The 20412-nt window shown below is 51.2% G+C and carries 16 protein-coding genes; 14 read left to right on the top strand and 2 right to left on the bottom strand.

Annotated features, from left to right (window positions below):
- Window positions 1-55 precede the first annotated feature (55 nt).
- Both KTH89_RS00080 and KTH89_RS00075 read left to right on the top strand, forming a co-directional pair.
- Window positions 56-1153 carry a DNA alkylation repair protein gene (locus tag KTH89_RS00080; RefSeq protein ID WP_238720173.1) on the top strand — a complete coding sequence of 366 codons (1098 nt, stop codon included), beginning with the start codon at window positions 56-58 and terminating at the stop codon, window positions 1151-1153.
- A 368-nt stretch (window positions 1154-1521) separates the two neighbouring features.
- On the top strand, window positions 1522-5271 hold the full coding sequence (locus KTH89_RS00075) for a phosphoribosylformylglycinamidine synthase (RefSeq protein ID WP_238720172.1): 3750 nt from the start codon (window positions 1522-1524) through the stop codon (window positions 5269-5271).
- 440 nt (window positions 5272-5711) lie between these two features.
- Here the strand turns inward: KTH89_RS00075 and KTH89_RS00070 are convergent, their stop codons facing one another.
- Both KTH89_RS00070 and KTH89_RS00065 read right to left on the bottom strand, forming a co-directional pair.
- Entirely contained in the window at window positions 5712-6314 is a 603-nt protein-coding gene (locus tag KTH89_RS00070; protein WP_158344000.1) for a TetR/AcrR family transcriptional regulator, read from the bottom strand.
- Between the two features lie 148 nt (window positions 6315-6462).
- Window positions 6463-6942 (bottom strand): MGMT family protein, encoded by a 480-nt coding sequence (locus KTH89_RS00065; protein ID WP_238720171.1) that lies wholly within the window; start codon window positions 6940-6942, stop codon window positions 6463-6465.
- A gap of 212 nt (window positions 6943-7154) precedes the next feature.
- On the opposite strand from KTH89_RS00065, the gene KTH89_RS00060 reads away from it, so the two are divergent.
- The 12 genes from KTH89_RS00060 (at window position 7155) to KTH89_RS00005 (ending at window position 20173) form a co-directional block, all read left to right on the top strand.
- Window positions 7155-8858: an NAD(P)/FAD-dependent oxidoreductase gene (locus KTH89_RS00060; RefSeq protein WP_238720170.1), complete on the top strand. Its 1704-nt coding sequence runs from the start codon at window positions 7155-7157 to the stop codon at window positions 8856-8858.
- 13 nt (window positions 8859-8871) lie between these two features.
- On the top strand, window positions 8872-10137 hold the full coding sequence (locus tag KTH89_RS00055) for an NAD(P)/FAD-dependent oxidoreductase (RefSeq protein ID WP_238720169.1): 1266 nt from the start codon (window positions 8872-8874) through the stop codon (window positions 10135-10137).
- Window positions 10134-10517, top strand: a complete 384-nt coding sequence (locus KTH89_RS00050) for a DUF1667 domain-containing protein (RefSeq protein ID WP_238720168.1) — start codon at window positions 10134-10136, stop codon at window positions 10515-10517. The genes KTH89_RS00055 and KTH89_RS00050 overlap by 4 nt, the downstream gene beginning before the upstream one ends.
- Window positions 10514-12253 (top strand): FAD-binding oxidoreductase, encoded by a 1740-nt coding sequence (locus tag KTH89_RS00045; RefSeq protein ID WP_238720167.1) that lies wholly within the window; start codon window positions 10514-10516, stop codon window positions 12251-12253. Before KTH89_RS00050 ends, KTH89_RS00045 begins: the two co-directional genes overlap by 4 nt.
- 79 nt (window positions 12254-12332) lie before the next feature.
- A complete protein-coding gene (locus tag KTH89_RS00040; RefSeq protein WP_238720166.1) occupies window positions 12333-13919 on the top strand; it encodes an FGGY-family carbohydrate kinase in 1587 nt (528 codons plus the stop codon).
- 138 nt (window positions 13920-14057) lie between these two features.
- Window positions 14058-14906, top strand: a complete 849-nt coding sequence (locus tag KTH89_RS00035) for a KilA-N domain-containing protein (protein WP_238720165.1) — start codon at window positions 14058-14060, stop codon at window positions 14904-14906.
- A gap of 27 nt (window positions 14907-14933) precedes the next feature.
- Entirely contained in the window at window positions 14934-15164 is a 231-nt protein-coding gene (locus KTH89_RS00030) for a PF20097 family protein (protein WP_238720164.1), read from the top strand.
- A gap of 35 nt (window positions 15165-15199) precedes the next feature.
- The gene (locus KTH89_RS00025) at window positions 15200-15412 is read left to right on the top strand and encodes a hypothetical protein (protein WP_158344014.1); all 213 of its coding nucleotides are present in this window, start codon (window positions 15200-15202) and stop codon (window positions 15410-15412) included.
- A gap of 58 nt (window positions 15413-15470) precedes the next feature.
- Window positions 15471-16148 carry a response regulator transcription factor gene (locus KTH89_RS00020; protein WP_238720163.1) on the top strand — a complete coding sequence of 226 codons (678 nt, stop codon included), beginning with the start codon at window positions 15471-15473 and terminating at the stop codon, window positions 16146-16148.
- Window positions 16133-17233 (top strand): sensor histidine kinase, encoded by a 1101-nt coding sequence (locus tag KTH89_RS00015; RefSeq protein ID WP_238720162.1) that lies wholly within the window; start codon window positions 16133-16135, stop codon window positions 17231-17233. The genes KTH89_RS00020 and KTH89_RS00015 overlap by 16 nt, the downstream gene beginning before the upstream one ends.
- Before the next feature lie 107 nt (window positions 17234-17340).
- Window positions 17341-18084, top strand: coding sequence for an ABC transporter ATP-binding protein (locus KTH89_RS00010; RefSeq protein WP_238720161.1), 744 nt, complete (start codon window positions 17341-17343; stop codon window positions 18082-18084).
- 4 nt (window positions 18085-18088) lie between these two features.
- Window positions 18089-20173 (top strand): FtsX-like permease family protein, encoded by a 2085-nt coding sequence (locus tag KTH89_RS00005; protein WP_238720160.1) that lies wholly within the window; start codon window positions 18089-18091, stop codon window positions 20171-20173.
- The last annotated feature ends 239 nt before the right edge of the window (window positions 20174-20412 follow it).

Genomic DNA, 20412 nt, shown 5'->3' with positions numbered 1-20412 from the left:
ATGATACCAAATGAGTTGATAACATTTCTGCACGCTGATATTAAAGAGGAAGCAAATGCCTGAATTAATGAAAGACAAATATTATAATTATCATTCCATTCATGAATTGGCTTTACGCATTAAGGCTGTATATCATTCATTTCAGGATAGTGATTTTGTAAACGACATTATGGATGAAACATGGGATGTGCTGGAACTGAAGGGCCGTATGCGGCAAATTGCTATTAATTTGGGAAGATATTTACCAACTGATTACGAATCGGCACTTGGCATTATAGATCAGGTGGTTGCGGGTTATCCAGAAGGGTTTCATGACAATGCTTTAATTTACTTCCCGGATTTTGTGGAAGTCTACGGGCGGGATGAGTGCCATTGGAATTTGTCAATCGCTGCATTAGAGCGGTATACTCAATACTCAACCGCTGAGTTTGCCGTCAGGTCATTTATTATAGACCAGGAAGAGCGTATGATGGCGCAGATGTACGTATGGGCTAAGCATAAGAATGAGCATGTCCGGCGGCTTGCCAGCGAGGGCTGCCGTCCAGCGCTGCCGTGGGGACAAGCGCTGACAAGGTTTAAAAAAGACCCATCACCAATACTTGGTATTTTAGAGCAACTGAAAGCAGACCCGTCTCTGTATGTCCGTAAAAGTGTAGCCAATAATTTAAACGATATTTCTAAAACACATCCTGACCTTGTTGTGAAAACGGCAATGGATTGGTATGGTAAAAACGAATATACGGATTGGATTGTAAAACACGGATGTAGGACGCTGCTAAAAAAGGGTAACAGGGATGTGTTAGGTATCTTTGGGATTGCAGATGCCGGTTCCGTGGATGTTTATGACTTCACGTTGGGAGCAGCGTCCGTTCCCATTGGGAAGGATATGATCTTTTCTTTTAAAATCAGGGTAAAAAAAGCAACTAAGGTGCGGTTGGAGTATGGCGTTTATTATGTAAAAGCAAATGGCGGGCAGAATCGAAAAGTATTTCAGATATCCGAAGCTTCCTTTATGGCAAATCAAGAAAAGATATATATAAAAACGCATTCTTTTGCAGATTTAAGTACAAGAAAGCATTACCCAGGAACCCATTCCCTTGCACTTATTGTTAATGGTACGGAACAAGGTAAACTGGATTTTGAAGTATTGTAGTGTGTCTTATTGGTATGTTATAAGGAATAGCCCACAATTCTCTGGCAGAGTTCACTTTCGACCCGTGCCGGGTAAAATCTAAATAAAACCGCTTCGCCTGTTATGGATGTGCGGCTGATTCGTCCCGCATGGGAAGCAACCGCGGAACAGAAGCCGCCGGAAGTCTGTCCGACTATTTCCCATAACAGTAGGAGCGGTATTTCATTTATTACAACGTCTGAAAGATAGATAAGACAGAATCGAGCCGAAAACCAATTGATTAGCATTACTTATAAAACACATTAAGTATATTAATTGTACTAATCGAACAGACTGTGGTAAAATAGAAAACAAGATGCATGAGTGTAATCTGAATCAGGAGGTCGATCATGAGTAACGTAAGAAGAGTTTATGTCGAGAAGAAGCCGCCGTATGCGGTGAAGGCGAATGAGGTACTGGAGGATATCAGGAGTTATCTGGGGATCAGCGGGGTACAGGGCGTACGGGTCCTGATCCGGTACGATGTGGAGAATATTACGGAGGAGAGTTATAAGAAAGCCTGTCTTTCCGTGTTTTCAGAGCCTCCGGTTGACATCTTGTATGAGGAGGAGTTTCCGTTAGGAGCCGATGAAAAGGCCTTTGCGGTAGAGTATCTGCCGGGGCAGTTTGATCAGCGGGCGGATTCTGCCGTTCAGTGCGTGCGTTTTTTAAATGAAAATGAGGAACCGGTGATCCGCTCGGCTACGACCTATGTAATCCGGGGACAGTTTGACGACGGGCAGCTCAAACAGATTAAGAGTTATTGTATCAATCCGGTGGATTCCAGAGAGACGGATTTTGTGAAACCGGAAACACTGGTCACAGAGTTTGAGGAGCCGGCTGATATCGCTGTGTTCGACGGATTTATCCGAATGGATCAGGAGACGTTGAAGGGGCTTTATGATTCCTTGAATCTGGCGATGACGTTCCAGGATTTTTTGCATATCCAGAATTATTTTCTGAACGAGGAGAGAAGGGACCCGACGATGACAGAGATCCGGGTGCTGGATACCTACTGGTCGGATCACTGCCGCCATACCACCTTCTCTACGGAATTAAAACATGTGGAATTTGAGGAGGGGTATTACAGGACTCCTATGGAAAAGACCTACCGGCAGTACCTGGCGGACCGGGAAGAACTGCTGAAAGGACGGAAGGATAAATTCGTCTGCCTGATGGACCTGGCGCTGATGGCCATGAGAAAGCTAAAAGCGGAAGGCAAGCTTGCGGATCAGGAAGAATCCGATGAGATCAACGCGTGCAGCATCGTGGTTCCGGTGGAGATCGACGGGGTTACGGAGGAATGGCTGGTCAACTTTAAAAATGAGACGCATAACCATCCCACGGAGATCGAGCCCTTCGGCGGCGCGGCAACCTGCCTGGGAGGCGCGATCCGGGATCCCCTGTCCGGCCGTACCTATGTGTATCAGGCTATGCGGGTAACCGGCGCGGCGGACCCGACGGTATCGATGGAACAGACGCTCAAAGGGAAGCTTCCCCAGAAAAAGCTGGTGCGGGGCGCGGCAAACGGTTACAGTTCCTACGGTAACCAGATCGGTCTGGCCACTGGGCTTGTGAAAGAAATCTATCATCCGAACTACGTGGCGAAGCGAATGGAGATCGGAGCGGTGCTGGGCGCGGCCCCGAGAAAAGATGTGGTGAGAGAGACTTCAGATCCGGGCGATATCATTATCCTGCTGGGCGGAAGAACCGGGAGAGACGGCTGCGGCGGCGCTACCGGCTCCTCTAAGGTGCACACGGAAGCTTCCATCGAGACCTGCGGCGCAGAGGTACAAAAAGGGAACGCCCCCACGGAGCGGAAGTTACAGAGATTATTCCGCAGGCCCGAGGTGAGCCGTCTCATCAAGAAATGCAACGATTTCGGCGCGGGCGGTGTGTCGGTGGCTATCGGCGAATTGGCGGACGGGCTTCACATTTTCCTGGACAAGGTGCCGAAGAAATATGCGGGCCTTGACGGAACGGAGATCGCGATCTCCGAATCCCAGGAGCGGATGGCCGTCGTTGTGGATCCCAAAGACGTGGCGGAGTTTATGGCGTACGCGGCGGAAGAGAACTTAGAGTCCACCGAGGCTGCCATCGTCACAAAAGAGCCCAGACTGGTTATGCTGTGGCGTGGAAAAGAGATTGTAAATATATCCAGAGCGTTTCTGGACACCAATGGCGCGCATCAGGAGACGGATGTGTGCGTGGAGATGCCGGAAACGGAAAATTATTTCAAAACGAAGCCTGTGGGCGATGTGAGACAGGCATGGCTTCAGACCCTGGCAGACTTAAACGTCTGCTCCCAGAAGGGTCTGGTGGAAATGTTCGACGGTTCCATCGGAGCGGCCAGCGTGTTCATGCCCCACGGCGGAAAATACCAGCTGACCGAGGTTCAGGCCATGGCCGCCAAGCTGCCGGTATTGAAAGGAAAATGCGATACGGTTACCCTGATGAGCTACGGTTTCGATCCGTACCTGTCCAGCTGGAGCCCTTACCACGGTTCCTCCTACGCGGTGCTGGAATCCGTGGCCAAGATCGTGGCTGCCGGCGGCGATTATCGGAACATCCGCTTTACGTTCCAGGAATATTTCCGCAGGATGTGGAATGAGCCTAAACGCTGGAGCCAGCCCTTCGCCGCCCTGTTAGGAGCCTACGAGGCCCAGCTGAGACTGGAACTGCCCTCCATCGGCGGGAAGGACAGCATGTCGGGAACCTTCAACGATATTGACGTGCCTCCGACCCTGGTCTCCTTCGCGGTAGACGTGGCAAAAGAGCGGGACATCATCACGCCGGAGCTTAAAAAAGCCGGCAGCAAGCTGATTCTGGTGAAAATCAACCGTGACGACTACGATTTGCCGGACTACGGGCAGGCCATGGACCAGTACCAGAAATTCCACGAAGATATCCAAAATGGCCGGATCATCTCCGCCTACGCGGTGGATGGAAATGGGATCATCACCGCCGTCAGCAAGATGGCATTCGGCAATAAAATCGGCGTTCGCCTGGAGCACAACGTATCCGCAGAGGATCTGTTCGCGCCCGGATTCGGCAGCCTGGTGGCGGAAGTGCCCGATGGAAAGCTGGGCGAACTGTCCGTAACGTATACAGTTATCGGTCAGGTAACCGGCAGCGACAGCCTGGAATATCAGGACGTGAACATACCGATCGAGGAAGCGCTGAACAGCTGGACGAAAACCTTGGAAAAAGTATTCCCGACCAAAGCAAAGAAAGACGCTGCGGTACTCGATACACCGGTATACGATGCAAAAGAGATCCATGTGTGCGGCCATAAGCTGGCCGTACCCACCGTATTCATACCGGTATTCCCCGGAACCAACTGTGAGTACGACAGCGCCAAAGCCTTCGAGCGGGCAGGCGCCAAAGTAATCACCAAGGTGTTCCGCAACCTGGATGCCCAGGGGATCAGGGACTCCGTAGAAGAATTTGAGAGAGGAATCGGGCAGGCACAGATGATCATGTTCCCCGGCGGATTCTCCGCAGGAGACGAGCCGGACGGTTCCGCCAAATTCTTCGCCACCGCCTTCCGAAACGCGAAGATCCAGGAAGCCGTCATGAAGCTTTTGAACGAGCGGGACGGACTGGCGCTTGGAATCTGTAACGGCTTCCAGGCCCTGATCAAGCTAGGCTTAGTGCCCTACGGCGATATCACAGGCCAGACCGCAGATTCTCCTACCCTGACCTACAACACCATCGGACGTCATATTTCCAAGATGGTCTACACCAAAGTGGTATCCAACAAATCCCCCTGGCTCTCCCAGGCTGGGCTGAACAAAACTTATGTAAGCCCGGCGTCTCACGGAGAGGGAAGGTTCGTAGCCAGCCAGGAGTGGATCAAAAAACTCTTTGAGAACGGCCAGGTAGCCACTCAATATGTTACACCGGAGGGAATCCCCACGATGGACGAAGAGTGGAACGTAAACGGTTCCTACGCGTCGATCGAGGGTATCACAAGCCCCGACGGAAGATGCCTTGGAAAGATGGCCCACGTGGAACGGCGTGGAGAATCCGTCGCCGTTAATATCTACGGAGAACAGGATTTAAAGATTTTTGAGTCGGGCGTGGCGTACTTTAAATAGGGCTGTGCCGGGAGGCTGAGAAAGGGCCGGGCGTCCGGGCCGGATGGCGGTGGCCTGCGGGCTTCCTCTCCGGGCGGGACGGTCCGGTTGCCAGGGGCCGGCAATGAGGGAGCGGGAGCGCGGGAATCCATCCGTTCCGGTACTTAAGGCTACCCCCGGGTGAAATCTAAATGAAATCCGCCCCGGCTGTTATGGGTGCGTGGCTTATTCGCCCCGAATGCTTGATGCATTCGCGGCTCAGAAGCCACCGAAAGTCTGTTTGGAAAACAGCCTTTCGCCCATAACAGCCGGGGCGGATTTCATTAAGATTTCATCCGGGCGCCTTAGGTGCCGGAACGGATGGATTCCCGTGCTCCCGCTCCCTCATTGCCGGCCCCTGGAAACCGGACGTCCTGCCCGGAGAGGAAGCCCGCAGGCCACCGCCATCCAGCCCGGACGCCCTACTTTGGTTCCGGCGGGGCTTTGGGGGAAGGCGCTGGGTGTTTGTTGAGTAATTTCATATATTCTGATGTCTGGGTTATGAAGGTTTCGGTGTCTAGGTTGGAGTTCTGCAGGGTCTGATGAATGAACAGGCCGTCTGAGAGAAGCAGGATCAGCCAGGATAAGTATTCGGGATCTATGATCTGGGTCCGCTCGCCGATCTTTTCTCCGATCAGGCCGGCGAATCTGGAATACCAGGAGAGAAGTTTCTGGCGTATTTCTTCGTTTCCCATCATCGCGTCGTAAAAGAAGTGCAGACGCATTCTCACCGTAGAGATATCCCGCTCGAGAACGTATTTTACCAGACGGTGTAATGAGGTGTCTTTGGATTCATCCGTCGTCCAGGCGATCAGATTATTCCACTGCTCCTCCAGATACCGGTTCGTCAGATCCAGGAATACTTCGTTTTTGTTCTTATAGTGATAATATAGAGTTCCCTTGGAGACTCCCGCAGTCCGCGCGATTTCCGCAAGCGATATATCCGTTGTTTTCTTATTCTCCAACAATGATTCCGCAGAATCCAGTATCAGTTCTTTCACATTTTCTTTTCTCGGCGCTGCCATGAATATCCTCCTGCCTATATTTCCGATTTATATTCCGTATTAAATAATTCGCATAGATTTAATATCTTTATTATAGACGTTCGAATATAAAAAGTCTATCGGTGTCCTTCTATGGTTTGCGCCGAGTAGTCCTATACTAATTTTTTGCTTACTGCAAATCAAAAAGGAAATGCTCATAGTCTTTTACATAGTACCTTACATTTTTACGCCCCTTTTGAATGATGGTGTGCCCCTCTGCCTCAAGCTTTTCTTTCTGGGCCTCAATGCCGCCGGGATATTTTGCATTTAACTCTCCGTTTGCTTTTAAAGTCCTCCAGTAAGGCGTTTCATCGGTAGAACGCTGAACGCTTGCCCAGGCGGCAATAGAAACAAATATGCCCGCTGTAATAGGTTCTGTAAAATCAGCGCCACTCAATTTTGCGAAATGTTCCCGGATTTTTCCAACGGTCGTCACTTTGCCAAAAGGAATTTTTTTCATTATTTGGTCGTAATCGATTGGCGGGGCAAAGTACATGTTATTTCCACCGTATTTTTCAATGCTTTTCTGGTCTGTTATCGTCTGAAACTTTGGCATGTCCTTATTGTCATGCAACATGGCGTTAAAATCTTTTTTGTTTTCATTAGCCAAATTTTCCACCTCCTGCTTTCATGATAATTGGTTTATCTATTCTTTGCAATGAGGCTGTTTGAAAAAAACGGACAGTTCCGCCGCCGTCCGATTCATGCTACGGAAAACCCAGACCCTAAGCCCCAAAACAAATTGACATTTCCACCTCAGTTTGATAGGATGAAATTAAAGAAAGTCGGTCGAGCGGGCGACTTGGAAAGGCACGTGGTAAAATGAATGTAAAAAAGGGGAATCAAAGGCTTAGAAAGCGGTTCGGGGACCGGGTGAGGGTCCGGGAAGAGGAGGACCGGATCGTGGTGTCCGGCCGGCTGGATTCCTGGGAGGATATCGTGGAAGCATGCAGCATGTGCGTATGCAAAAAGGGGAATAAGCATGTGGTTAATGATATTGTCCTTGAGGGAAGGGATCCGAAGCCGATGCGTCTGCCGGCAGAACGCGACTCTGCTTTGGAGGGGGAGCGGCCGGATGTGCTGATCATCGGAGGCGGGATTTCCGGCGCTAGTATCGCCAGGGAACTGACGAAGTGGAAGCTGTCCGTGCTGCTTGTGGAGAAGGAAGCGGATCTGGCGGTCCAGGCTTCGGGCCGGAATGACGGGGAAGTTCACCCGGGGGTGGATCTGAAGAAGGGGAGTCTGAAACAGCACTATGTGCTGCTGGGGAATCGGATGTATGACAGGGTGTGCCGGGAGCTGGACGTGCCGTTTAAGCGGTGCGGACAGTATGTGGGTTTTCGCGGCTGGTGGAATTATCCGCTGGTCCGGCTGTATGCCTGGAATAAAAAATATGTCTGCGGTGTGAAGGATACACAGGTGATTGGGAGAAAAAGGCTGCGGGAGAAGGAACCGCAGATGAATCCTGATTTTCAGTTCGCCCTTTATAATGAGAGCGCAGGATGCGTCTGCCCCTATGGCCTGACGATCGCTTATGGGGAGAACGCGGCAGCCAACGGGGCAAAGATTTCTTTGAATACGGCGGTGCTTTCCATGGAGGTTCAGGATGGAAGGATTCGGAGCGTATTGACGAACCGGGGCAGGGTATGGCCAAGAATCGTGGTGAACGCCGCAGGAACATTTGCAGAGGATATCGCCGCTATGGCGCAGGACCGTTTTTACTCGATTCATCCCAGAAGGGGGACGAATTCAATTCTGGATAAACAGGCGGCTTACCTGACCGGGGCGATCGTGTCTTTTAAGACGGTGAAAAAAGAACAAGGGCATACCAAGGGGGGAGGAATTCTGCATACGGTGGACGATAACCTGCTGGTGGGTCCCAACGCGGTGGAAACTTATGAGAAGGAGGATTTCTCCACGGAGCAGGCTTCCATCGACGCTGTTTTTCAAAAGCAGATACAGACGGTGGGGAAACTGTCGCAAAGAGATATTATTACTTATTTTACCGGGGTCCGGGCGGCCACCTTTGAGGAGGATTTTATTATTGAGAAAGGGAGACGTACGAAGAACCTGATACACTGTGCCGGGATTCAGTCTCCGGGGCTTACCACCGCCCCTGCGGTGGCTCTTTATGTGGAACAGCTGGTGGTGGAAGAGCTGGGACAGGAGAGGGAAGTGGAGAAGAATCCCCGGTTTAATCCCATTCGTAAAGGAATCCCCAGGCTTCGGGAGCTGCCGAAGGAGGTGAGAGACCGGCTGATCCGGGAGAACCCGGATTACGGGGTGATCGTGTGCCGCTGTGAGGAAATCAGCAAAGGCGAAATTCTGGACGCGCTGCACTCCCTGGTGCCGGTAGCTACGGTGGATGGGATTAAAAAGAGGCTGCGGCCGGGAATGGGGCGGTGTCAGGGAGGATTCTGCATGCCGCTTGTTGCGAAGATTATCAGTGAGGAAGAGCATATATCCCTGTCTGAGGTGAGAAAGGCCCAAAAAGGATCGGTCATCACCTATGGCAGGACAAAGTAGGGGGAGGGATTGGATGGAAGCATATGAGGTGATCGTAATCGGCGGAGGGCCCGCGGGTCTGGCCGCCGCCTTGGCCGCACATAAGGCCGGCAGCCGGGTGCTGGTCATTGAGCGGGAGGAACGCCTGGGCGGTATCCTGAAGCAGTGTATCCACGACGGTTTCGGACTCGTCCGTTTCGGGGAGAAGCTGTCCGGGCCGGAGTATGCGGAGCGGTTTATCGATGAAGTTCTGGAACTGGGAATCGATGTTCTGACCTCATCTTTTGTCACGGAACTGAAAAAAACCGGAGCCGGGTTCCTGGTCAGTGTGGTGAACCGCCATGGGGTTACGGATTATCAGGCGGGAGCGTTAGTCCTGGCTACGGGATGCAGGGAGAGGACTGCCAGGCAGGTGCTGATTCACGGAACTAGACCGGCGGGGATTTTTACGGCGGGGACGGCGCAGCATTTTACGAACCTGCTGGGGCAGCTCCCCACCAGGCGGTGCGTGATTCTTGGCAGCGGCGATATCGGACTGATTATGGCCAGACGGCTGACCCTGGAGGGGGCCAGCGTGCTGGGAGTATATGAGGCGAAACCGGAGCCTTCCGGACTTACCAGGAATCTGGTCCAGTGCCTGGAGGACTTTGACATACCGTTGTATCTTTCCCATACCGTCACCCGGGTGTTTGGGGAGGAACGGCTTACGGCGGTGGAAGTGGCTCAGGTGGATGAACGGATAAAGCCGGTTCCGGGAACGGAACATATCATCGAATGCGACGGACTGATCCTGTCGGTGGGGCTGATCCCTGAAAATGAGGTGGCCGGGCAGCTGGGGGTACCCATGGACGCCGCCGCCAAAGGGCCGGTCTGCGACAACCGGTTTATGACCCAGGTGCCCGGTGTCTTTTCCTGCGGCAACGCGCTTCATGTCAATGATCTGGTGGACTATGTGTCGGAGAGCGGAGAGATGGCGGGAAGATATGCCGCTGCCTATGCGGCGGATGGAACGGATTCAGGAGAACACATTGCCTTTAAGACGGATGATTCTTTCTTATACCTGGTGCCGCAGCAGCTTCGCTTGGAGGACCGGGACAAAAAGGGAGTGCTTTATTTCCGAAGCAGGAACGCACGCAGAAACGCGGTATTTACCATGTCTATAAATGGGAAAACGGCTTATACCAGAAAATACGGCCAGCTAAAGCCGCCGGAGATGGAACGGCTGGAGATAGATTTTGGAAAATATCCGATTCAAAAGGGCGATGAGCTTCGGTTTGAGATCAAAGAGGTGATGGGATGAGTATGAAAAAACTTACCTGTATCGTATGCCCAAACGGCTGCTCCCTGACGGTTCTGGCCGACGGGGACAGCGTCCGGGTTACCGGAAACCAGTGTAAGAGAGGAGAGCAGTTCGCGAAAGAGGAGCTATTCCACCCGATGAGGACCATCTGCACTACGGTCCGCACGGAATTTGCGGCTGCGCCGGTGCTGCCGGTGCGGGTTTCGGCGGAAATACCAAAAGACAGAATCAAAGATGTTATGGAAGAAATCAACCGGGTTGTGATTAAGGAGCCGGTGGGCAGAGGCGATGTGGTCATAGCGGATGTTTTGGGGCTTGGAGTGGATGTCATTGCAACCAGCAGCCTTTTAAGGTATCTTAAAGAGGAGGAGAAAATATGAATAAACCGTATAAAGGATTTGAACCGGCCTGGGTCAGGGAGGCGGCGCCGAAGAAGAGCTACCGTTCCATTTTCCGCTGGGGTGATCCGGATTTTGTAAAATATCCGAAGGAAAGCCTCTATAAAATGATCAAGGAAAAATTTGAGATGACCGATGAGGATTTCGAACATTACGACGGTGATATCGGCATGGACGAGGTGAAGCTGTCGGTTCCCTGCGGTCTGGCAAAGGAACATATAAGAGCGTTAGAGGAGATCGCGGGAAAAGATTTTGTATCGACCGGGGATTATGAGCGGCTTTCGGTGGCTTATGGCAAGACCGGCTATGACGCTCTGCGCCTGCGTCAGAAACGGGTGGACTGTGTGCCGGATGTGGTGGTGTACCCGGATACTTCGGAGCAGGTGGAACAGATTGTGACGTATTGCACCGCGCATAAGATCCCTCTGTATGTCTACGGAGGCGGCAGCAGTGTGACAAGAGGGGTGGAGCCGGTCAAGGGCGGTGTCTCTTTGGATATGAGGCTGCGGTTTAACAAGGTCTTGTCCTTTCAGGAGCAGGATCAGACGATCACGGTGCAGGCCGGGATGTCGGGACCGCAGCTTGAGGATACTCTGAACCGGGCCCCGGAGCTGTTCGGGGCGAAGAGACGGTATACCTGCGGGCATTTCCCCCAATCCTTCGAATACAGCAGTGTGGGCGGCTGGGTGGTTACCCGGGGAGCGGGCCAGAACAGTACCTATTATGGCTGCATTACGGATATTGTGGCAGGGCAGAAATACGCCACTCCCATCGGCGTCGTGAAGACCAGTCATTATCCCAGAGAGGCCACCGGGCCTAATTTAAACCAGATCATGATGGGCGGCGAGGGGACTTTTGGCGTGCTGACGGAGGTTACGCTTCGGATATTCCGCTATATGCCGGAAAACAGAAAACGGTTTTCCTATATATTTAAAGACTGGAATACGGCCATGGAGGCGGCCAGAGAGATGATGCAGTGCGAAGCCGGATATTCTTCCGTCTTCCGTCTGTCCGACCCGGAGGAGACGAATCTGATGCTGCGCCTTTACAACGTGGATGAGACTCCGTTGCAAAAGCTTCTGGATATAAGAGGCTATAAAGATATGGAACGCTGCCTGTTCCTGGGATTCAGTGACGGGGAAAAAGGCTTCGCGAAAAATGTGGCGAAAAATATAAAGCGGATTGCCCGCCAGTACGGCGGCATGAGCCTGACCTCCTTCGTGACCAAAAGCTGGGAAAAGGGGCGGTTCAACGATCCGTACCTGCGGGATACCATGCTGGATTTCGGCATCATGACGGATACGCTGGAATGTACGGTGAACTGGTCGAATATGGCCCGGGTGCACAGGGAGGTCAGAGAGGTATGCCACCGGCTGCCGAACACGATCGTGACCACCCATATGTCCCATTGCTACCCGCAGGGCGCGAATCTGTATTTTATATTTATTACCAGGATGAGCGACGCGGAGAAGTTCAAGGCTTATCACGCCACGATTCTGGACGCGATCCAGCGCTCCGGAGCGGCCATGAGCCACCACCATGGGATCGGGAAAATGTTCGCTCCCTGGCTGGAAGGGCAGCTTGGCCGCAGGGAGTACGGCGTGTTCAAAGCGCTCAAAGACTATTTTGATCCGGATTATATGATGAATCCAGGAGGAACCCTGGGGCTTGATCTGGAGGAGAAGGATAAACGGTTCCTGCGGGAAGATATACAATAGATAGCGTGAGATTGATCGGGCGGGTATTTGAAAGGAGAACGAGCGGGCAGCAGTAGGAAAAAGAATGGGAGGCAGGGGTATGGAGGAGAGTAAAAGCAAGGTTTCGGGGGAAAAATTTACGGAACGGATCGTACTGGTGTTTGACGTGGGGACGCAGAGTTCCCGGGCACTGCTGGTGAACAACCGGGGGGAAATAAAGGCGAAGGCCACGGAAAAACATGATCCTCCCTATATATCGCCGGAAACGGACTGGGCGGAGCAAAAGGCGGAATTTTACTATGAAAAAATCTGTCTTGCGGCACAAACATTAAAAAGCGTATGCCCGGAGGAATGGGAGAGGATCGAGGCAGTCTCGGTCACCACGATCCGGGACACGGCCCTTTGCGTGGATCGGGAAGGAAAACCGCTGAGAAATGCTTTTGTATGGCTGGATAACCGGAGCGCGAAGGGGCGGCCCCGCTTTTCCAAAATGGCCCGGGTGATGTTAAAAAGCATCGGAATGGATAAGACGGCCGATATGCAGTACCGGAAATCCAGATGCAACTGGGTGATGGAGAATGAGCCGGAAATATGGGAGAAAACATATAAGTTCCTGCTGATCAGCGGATACCTGATCTTTCGGCTGACCGGGAATATGACGGACTCTGCGGCCAGCATGGTCGGTCATGTGCCGTTCGACCACAGGGAGAGGAACTGGCAGAAAAAAGGGGCGCTGACGCGGCCGGTGTTCGATATCCCTCCGGAGAAGCTGTGCGAGATCCGGGAGCCGGGCAGCGGCCTGGGATGCGTTCAGCCGGACGCGGCGGCGGATACCGGGCTGCGGGAAGGGCTTCCGGTTATCGCCTCCGGGTCGGATAAAGCGTGCGAGATTCTCGGCCTTGGATGTATTTCCCGGGAGAAGGCGGCCATAAGCTTTGGAACAACAGCCACGGTATCCTTTACCACCGACCGGTACGTGGAGCCGGAGCGGTTTATCCCGCCCTATGCCGCGATTCTGAATCAGCATTATAATCCGGAGATAGAAATCTACCGGGGCTACTGGCTGGTGTCCTGGTTTAAAAAAGAGTTTGCCCAGAAGGAGATGGCGGCGGCCGAGGAGCTTGGAATCCCCGCGGAGGAACTGCTGAACCGCCGGTTAAAAGAGATCCCGGCCGGATGCGAGGGCTTGATTTTACAGCCCTATTTTACGCCGAATACCACCATGCCTTCCGCGAAAGGGGCGATCATCGGTTTTTCCGACGTGCACACCAGAATCCATATTTACCGGGCCATTATTGAGGGGATCAACTTCGCCCTGCTGGATGGGATGCGTCTTCTGGAAAAACAGTCGGGCCATACGTTTCAGGAGATCTTCGTGGGAGGCGGCGGCGCCCAGAGCGATGAGATCTGCCAGATTACGGCTGATATGTTCGGACTGCCGGTGAAGAGGGTGCAGTCCCATGAGGTGTCGGGAATCGGCAGCGCTATCGCATGCTTCGTCGGTATGGGAGAATTTAAGAATTATGAGGAGGCGGTGGAACAGATGGTTTCCGTCCGGGATACCTTCTGCCCGGATATGGAACAGCACGAAATCTACCGGATCCTTTATGAGGAAATTTTTAAAAAGATATACGGCAGATTATCCCCGCTGTATGCCAGGCTTCATGAAATCTATGGGAAGCGGTGAGGGGCGGGATGGCGTATTTCATTTCTTGTACCGGCTTCCTTGGATGTGTTACAATACAGCATAGGAGTATTTCGCAGGACAGATGAACTCTCAAATGAAGAAAAGGGGAGATTACAAGAGAAAAAGGGGATATATACAATGGCAAAGAACAGAGTAATTACAGTTCAGAATGTATCGATTGCTGTTTCCGCGGAAGAATTGGATGATTATATATGTATTACTAATATTGCAGGAGCTAAATCAGACCAATCCAGAGCGGCAGATATTATTAGAAACTGGTTAAGGAACCGGTCGACGTTAGAATATCTCTCAGTATGGGAACAATTATATAATCCTAATTTTAAAGTGTTCGAATCTGAACACTTTAAAAAGCAAGCTGGATTACTTACCTTCACGCCCAGCATATCTGAATGGGTAGAACAGACTGGGGCGATTGGATTATATGTAAAAAGAGGCAAATATGGGGGAACTTATGCTCACAAGGATATTGCATTTGAATTTGCCTCCGCAATAAGTCCCACATTTAAATTATATCTAATGAAAGAGTTTCAAAGATTAAAAGAGGAAGAAAATAATAAGAAGCAGATAGAATGGGATGCAAAAAGATTTTTATCTAAAAACAATTATCTGATTCAGACAGATGCTGTGAAAAATTATTTGATTCCACAAAAGACTTACAGTGATAATCTGGAATGGCTGGCTTATGCAGAGGAGGCGGATGTTTTAAATGTGGCTCTCTTTGGTTTTACAGCAAAAGCATGGAGAGAAGCAAATCCTGAGTTAGCAGGTAAGAATAATGTCAGGGATTATGCCACCGTAAATGAATTAACGGTGTTATCGAATTTAGAAACCCATAATGCCCATATGATACGTAAGGGCAAGAAGAAAAAAGAAAGATTTCAAATATTAAAAGACATAGCTGAATATCAACTTGGAATATTAAATGCAGCAGAACATATAAAAATAGATGATAAAACAGATCGGTAAACAGATATTCGAAGGGAGGGAATCCTTATGAAATGTCCATATTGTGATAAAGAAATGATTGTCGGGAGTATTTCCCAGGACAGATATGCTCTCAAATGGGTCCCGGCTGATAAGGATAAGGGGATATTAAATTTTACGCCTTTGGTGAAAGGGATTAAACTGACCTCTATGATGGACGATTTGAGGGTAAAGGTGTACTATTGTGAGCAATGCAGAAAATTCCTGATAGATCAGGATGATTTACGATTGTCGGAATAACGTATTCATACTATAGAAGCAGAGGAGAAATGGATATGAAAGAAATAAAAATTGACGCCTGCCCTTACTGCGGGGGAAATGAATTTGTAAAGGGAGCGACCACTGCGGGAAACGGTATTTTCCCCGTTGGCAGGATGGTTGGCAACGGCAGCCCCCTGGAGCATACGGTGTGCACGGGCTGTGGAAGTATCGTAAGGACTCAGGTGCTCCGGGTGGATAAGCTTGGCAGAGAAAAAGAGGCTTGGTGAAAAAAATAGGAAAAGTATAGAGAAGTATCTGATATCATAAAACAGGAGGTGGTTCGAAATGGACGGCAGACTGTTGATTGTGGATGATGAGGAAGATATTCTGTCGGTATTGAAGGAATATTTCCAATATCTGGGATATACGGTGTATACCGCCGGGAGCGGAGCTTTAGCGCTTGAGAAGTTGAAGTATCATCCCGATCTGATCCTGCTGGATATCAATTTGCCTGATGTGGACGGTATGCAGATATGCCGGCAGATCCGGGACTATGTCAGCTGCCCGATTCTGTTTTTGAGTGCCCGTGTCCAGGAGGAGGACAGAATCCGGGGGTTCGCCTCCGGCGGTGACGACTATATCTTAAAGCCGTTCCAAATCAGGGAGCTGGGAGCCAGGGTAGCCGCGCACCTTAGAAGGGAAGCGCGGAATACGGCGGATTCCGCGGTCAGATTTTTCGGGAAGCTTGCCGTTGACTACAGCCGGAGGACGGTGCGGTATGAAGAGACGCCGGTTTCCCTGACGAAGACGGAATTTGATATCGTGGAACTGCTTTCGGAGCAAAGCGGGCAGATCTATGACCGGGAGAGGATTTATGAAAAAATCAGAGGTTTTGATGCGGACGGGGACAGCAGCGTAATCGCGGAGCACATCCGCCGGATCCGCGGAAAACTTAAGACCGTGTCAGGGGAAGAATATATCCGCACAGTATGGGGGGTGGGTTACCAATGGTGTGTAAAATAAAAAGATTTCTTTTGGACCAGCCGTTAAAACGGCTAATGATTCTTACGATCGTGGCGGGACTGCTGGTTTCCGTCTTTTTCTTTTTTACGGTTCATCTTACGATACGTCCCTATCGGGATTATAAGATGACGGCGGAACAGAAATTTTATTATGACAATGTCATGTATATTGTATTGTTTCTCCTTATGCTGGGCGGGATTATTGCGGCCGTTACCTTATTCTTCCGGATTAAGATGAACAAACCTTTGCGTCTGCTTCAACTGGGTACGCAAAAGATCGAAGAGGATGACCTGGATTTTCACCTGGAGTACCCGGCGGGGGATGAATTCGGCAGCCTGATCGCCGGTTTTGAAAAAATGCGGAAAGCTCTGGAACACAGCAGCATAAGCGCCTGGAAGATGGCGGAGGAGAGAAGGCAGGTGAACGCCGCCTTCGCGCATGACCTGCGCACGCCGCTGACGGTGCTGAAAGGACAGCTGGATCTGTTGGAGGTCCTGCTGCCGACGGGGGACTATGATCCGGAGAAGGTGCTGGATGCTGTGCGGAAGATGTCCGTCCATGTGGAGCATATGCATCAGTATGTAACGATGATGAATGAGATACAGCGCCTGGAAAATACACCGGTACAGCCGGTGCAGAATCCTTTAAAGCCGCTGCTTAAGGATATGGAAGAATATATGAAAGAGCTGGCGCTTGAATACCCCATGGAGTTTTCCATCCAGGGCGGCTTTGAAAAAGCGGCGGCGGTATATGATTACGAAGTTATACTGCGGGCTGTGGAAAATGTACTCCGGAATGCTTTTTGCTGTGGATATCACCAGGTAACCCTCAGGGCGGAAAGCAGCAGGGAATATCTGAGATTTACTGTCGAGGACGACGGTCCCGGTTTTATGCCAAAGCAGCTGGCAGAAGGGCCGGTTCCCTTTGCAAAAGGAAAATCTTCCACCGGATGCGGAATGGGGTTAGCCATCTGCCGGACTTTATGCCGGAATCATGGCGGAGACCTGGAAATGTATAACCGGAAGCAGGGAGGAGCGGGTGTTGCGCTAACTTTTTCTGTAAAATCGGATTTGTATATTTCATAAGACCGGGTACTGAAATCATCAAGTATCTAAAATAGAGAAAGTATTGAAAAATATGCGGTAAACTCTCCTTACATCCCGAGGGATTATAACAATAAGGAGGACATCGCATGGAACAGACCATATTATCCGTTCAAAATCTGGAGAAAACGTATCATTCCAATCAACTGGACAGTCCGGTGCTCAAAGGTTTGAATCTGGATGTGAAACAGGGAGAATTTGCGGCGGTGATGGGGCCTTCCGGCAGCGGGAAGACCACGCTATTGAACATTTTATCCGGTTTTTTGAATGCGGATGGGGGAAAGGTGCTGCTGGACGGCCAGGATATCCTGCATGCGCAGCAGGAGGAACTGACGCAGATCAGACAGAAAAAGTTAGGTTATGTGTTCCAGGATTTTATGCTGCTGGACAGTCTGACCACACAGGAAAATGTATATCTCCCGCAGGTGATCGCGGGAAAGGATCAAAAGGAGATGATGACCGATACGGAGCTTTTGTTCCGGCAATTCGGAATCCGCGATATTGCGTTAAAGTATCCGGGCCAGATATCAGGCGGACAAAAGCAGCGGGTGGCCGTAGCCAGGGCATTGTCCAATCATCCGCTGTTAGTTCTGGCGGACGAGCCGACAGGGAATCTGGATTCCAGATCCGGGGAAGCTGTCATGGACGCTTTTATAAAAGCAAAGGAAGAATTTGGCGCCACGATCCTTATGGTAACCCATGACGCCAAAGCGGCGTCCAGAACCGGGCGGGTGATTACTTTAAAAGACGGGGAGATCCGAAGCGAATTGATGAAAAACGGCAGTGACAGGAGCTTTATGGAGGAAATCCTGCACTACTTAGGGGAGGCGTGATCAGATGACGATACAGGAGATTGTCCGGAAAATGACACGGAAGAATCTGAGACAGAATCTGGTTTTTTGCTTCGCCGTAATTGTCAGCATCGCTTTGTCAGGAGCGAATGGGATACTTCTGTTCAGTCCAACGGTAACCCAGGTGCTGATCGCGGATGGCTCTACCTATCTGATCGCGGTTTCCATGTACGCAGTTTCCGTCCTTGGAATATCCGTATTTCTTATCTATGTCAACACGGTATATCTGAAAAATAAGATGAGTGAGACGGGAATCCTGCTGGCGCTGGGGCTGAGTCCCCGGAATGTATGCGATATGGCCCGCAGAGAATTTGTCCTGCTGTATGGATGCAGCTCACTGGGCGGGATTCTGTTAAGCGTCCCGGCGGCGTGGATCTGTTGGAGTGTCTGCACCTTGTTTTTGCACACGGCGGAAACCTCCTTTCGGATCGGTTGGAAGGGAGTGCTTTTTGCGGCGGTCTTTGCGGCCGCGGCAGGTCCTGTTCTGTGGATGATCAGCCGGAGAAAACTGATGCGGGCCGAGATTATCCGCATTATGCATACAAAGGAGGAGCAGGAATTCAAGGAAAACGATACGGTATGGCCGGGGCTACTGGGTCTTCTTCTGATACCGGCCGGCCTGCTCCTGTTTGGATGGAGCAGCGGCAAGGACGGATTGCTGGGGCGGCTGCCATTTCTATTTCTGCTGGTCAGTATCCTGGGGATCTATCTGATCGCTTTTCAGATGACTTCGGTGGGAAATGTGGTAAGACATGTTTCACAGAAAGCCTATTTCCGCCGGCTTTTGTTCTATAACCTGATCCGGCAAAAAGGGAAACAATACACATTGGCCCTGTTTGTTTCCTCTGTATTGATTGCGGTGACGATCTTCGGCATCGGGTTTAACAGCTCCGCATTTATCGAGATGGATTATTTTATTGAAAAGTCGCCCTATGAATATGCGGTGCTGGCGGATGAACGGGAGAGGGAGCAGGTTACGGGGGAGGCGATCCACGGGCTGCTGGAGGAACACGGTCTTGAGGCTCTGCGCTTTGTAGACGGCGAGTTCCTGATTATGGCCAGGGAACACCGGTATGAGGACCCGTCCATGAACGAGTGGGCGCCTGAACTGATTACCAGCCAGAGCACATTTCTGGCCTTGACGGGTATCAAAACACAGATACCGGAAGACGGCTGCCTGCCCTTTCAGGAAAATATAGGATTTGCCGGCAGGGAGTCTGCGTTTCGCACATTTACCGGAGATACCTTTTTGTATCACCCGGATCTTCCTGGAGATCTGATCCTGAAGACCATGGATGGAATCATAGGAGAAAATGATATCAATAAGACGGTGGCGGTATCAGATCTGGTTGTCCTGCATGACCGGACTTACCAGAAGCTTAGCCGGCAGATTACCGGGAGATATAAGTTACAGGGATATTTTTTTGATACCGACGCGAAGAACGGCGGGCAGGAGAAGGCCTTTTATCAGGACCTGCGGGAGCTGACCATAGATGCCTCGGGGGGAATGATCTGGGATAATATTCTGGACAGCGCGGTGGCGGTCAAAAAGCATATGCTGGGAATCGGACCTTCACCGAAGGATATTTTTCTGCCCTATGAGGGGAATGAGCTGTATGCCGCGCGATGGGATACGCTCTATCCGTTTTCCAAGGCGGACGCATCCGCGAATAAACTGGAAACCGGGGCGGTCTATATCCTGCTTGTCTCATTTGCCAGCTTGGTCACTTTTCTGGCCGCCACACTGATTATCAGTATCAAACTGTCTAATACGATATGGCAGGACCAGCCCAGTTACCAAAAGGCCGTCCGCCTGGGACTTTCACGGCCGGACCTGGCGGCGCTGATCACCGGGCAGATTGCATTGGTCTATTTCTTTCCAACGGTCTGCGGCTGCGTCTCGGCGATCTTATTGGTTCATCAGATCGTGGGGGCAACGGCGGTCAGCCAGGTCAGGTCTGTCACGTGGGTTGCGGTTTTGCTTTCGATGGGGGTATGTTTCTTGCAGATCGTTTTATTCTTTCTGCTGAGATATCGGACCGTGCGAAGGACGATAGAAATGGTAACATAAAAAACCGAACAGGGAGAGCGCCTGGGTTCTTCCTCGGGTTTGGGTATGCCCGCTGCTTAAGGGCCGGTGTGTGTCGGTGTCCCGGAATGCTCCGGGCAGCCGGATTCTTTTGTGTCTCCTCGGGAGCGCGGAGGGCTTGTGCTGGCACCCGCTAAGTGAAATCGAAAAGCCGGGTTCAGGAACCGAGCCTATTCACCAGGAACACGTGATGTGTTCCCGGTTCAGAGGCTCTTGCCCGT

This window comes from Diplocloster agilis (genome assembly GCF_019042275.1).
Lineage (GTDB): Bacteria > Bacillota > Clostridia > Lachnospirales > Lachnospiraceae > Diplocloster > Diplocloster agilis.
Note: the sequence above shows the minus strand (reverse complement) of the source record. Positions and strands in the feature narration are given on the sequence as shown.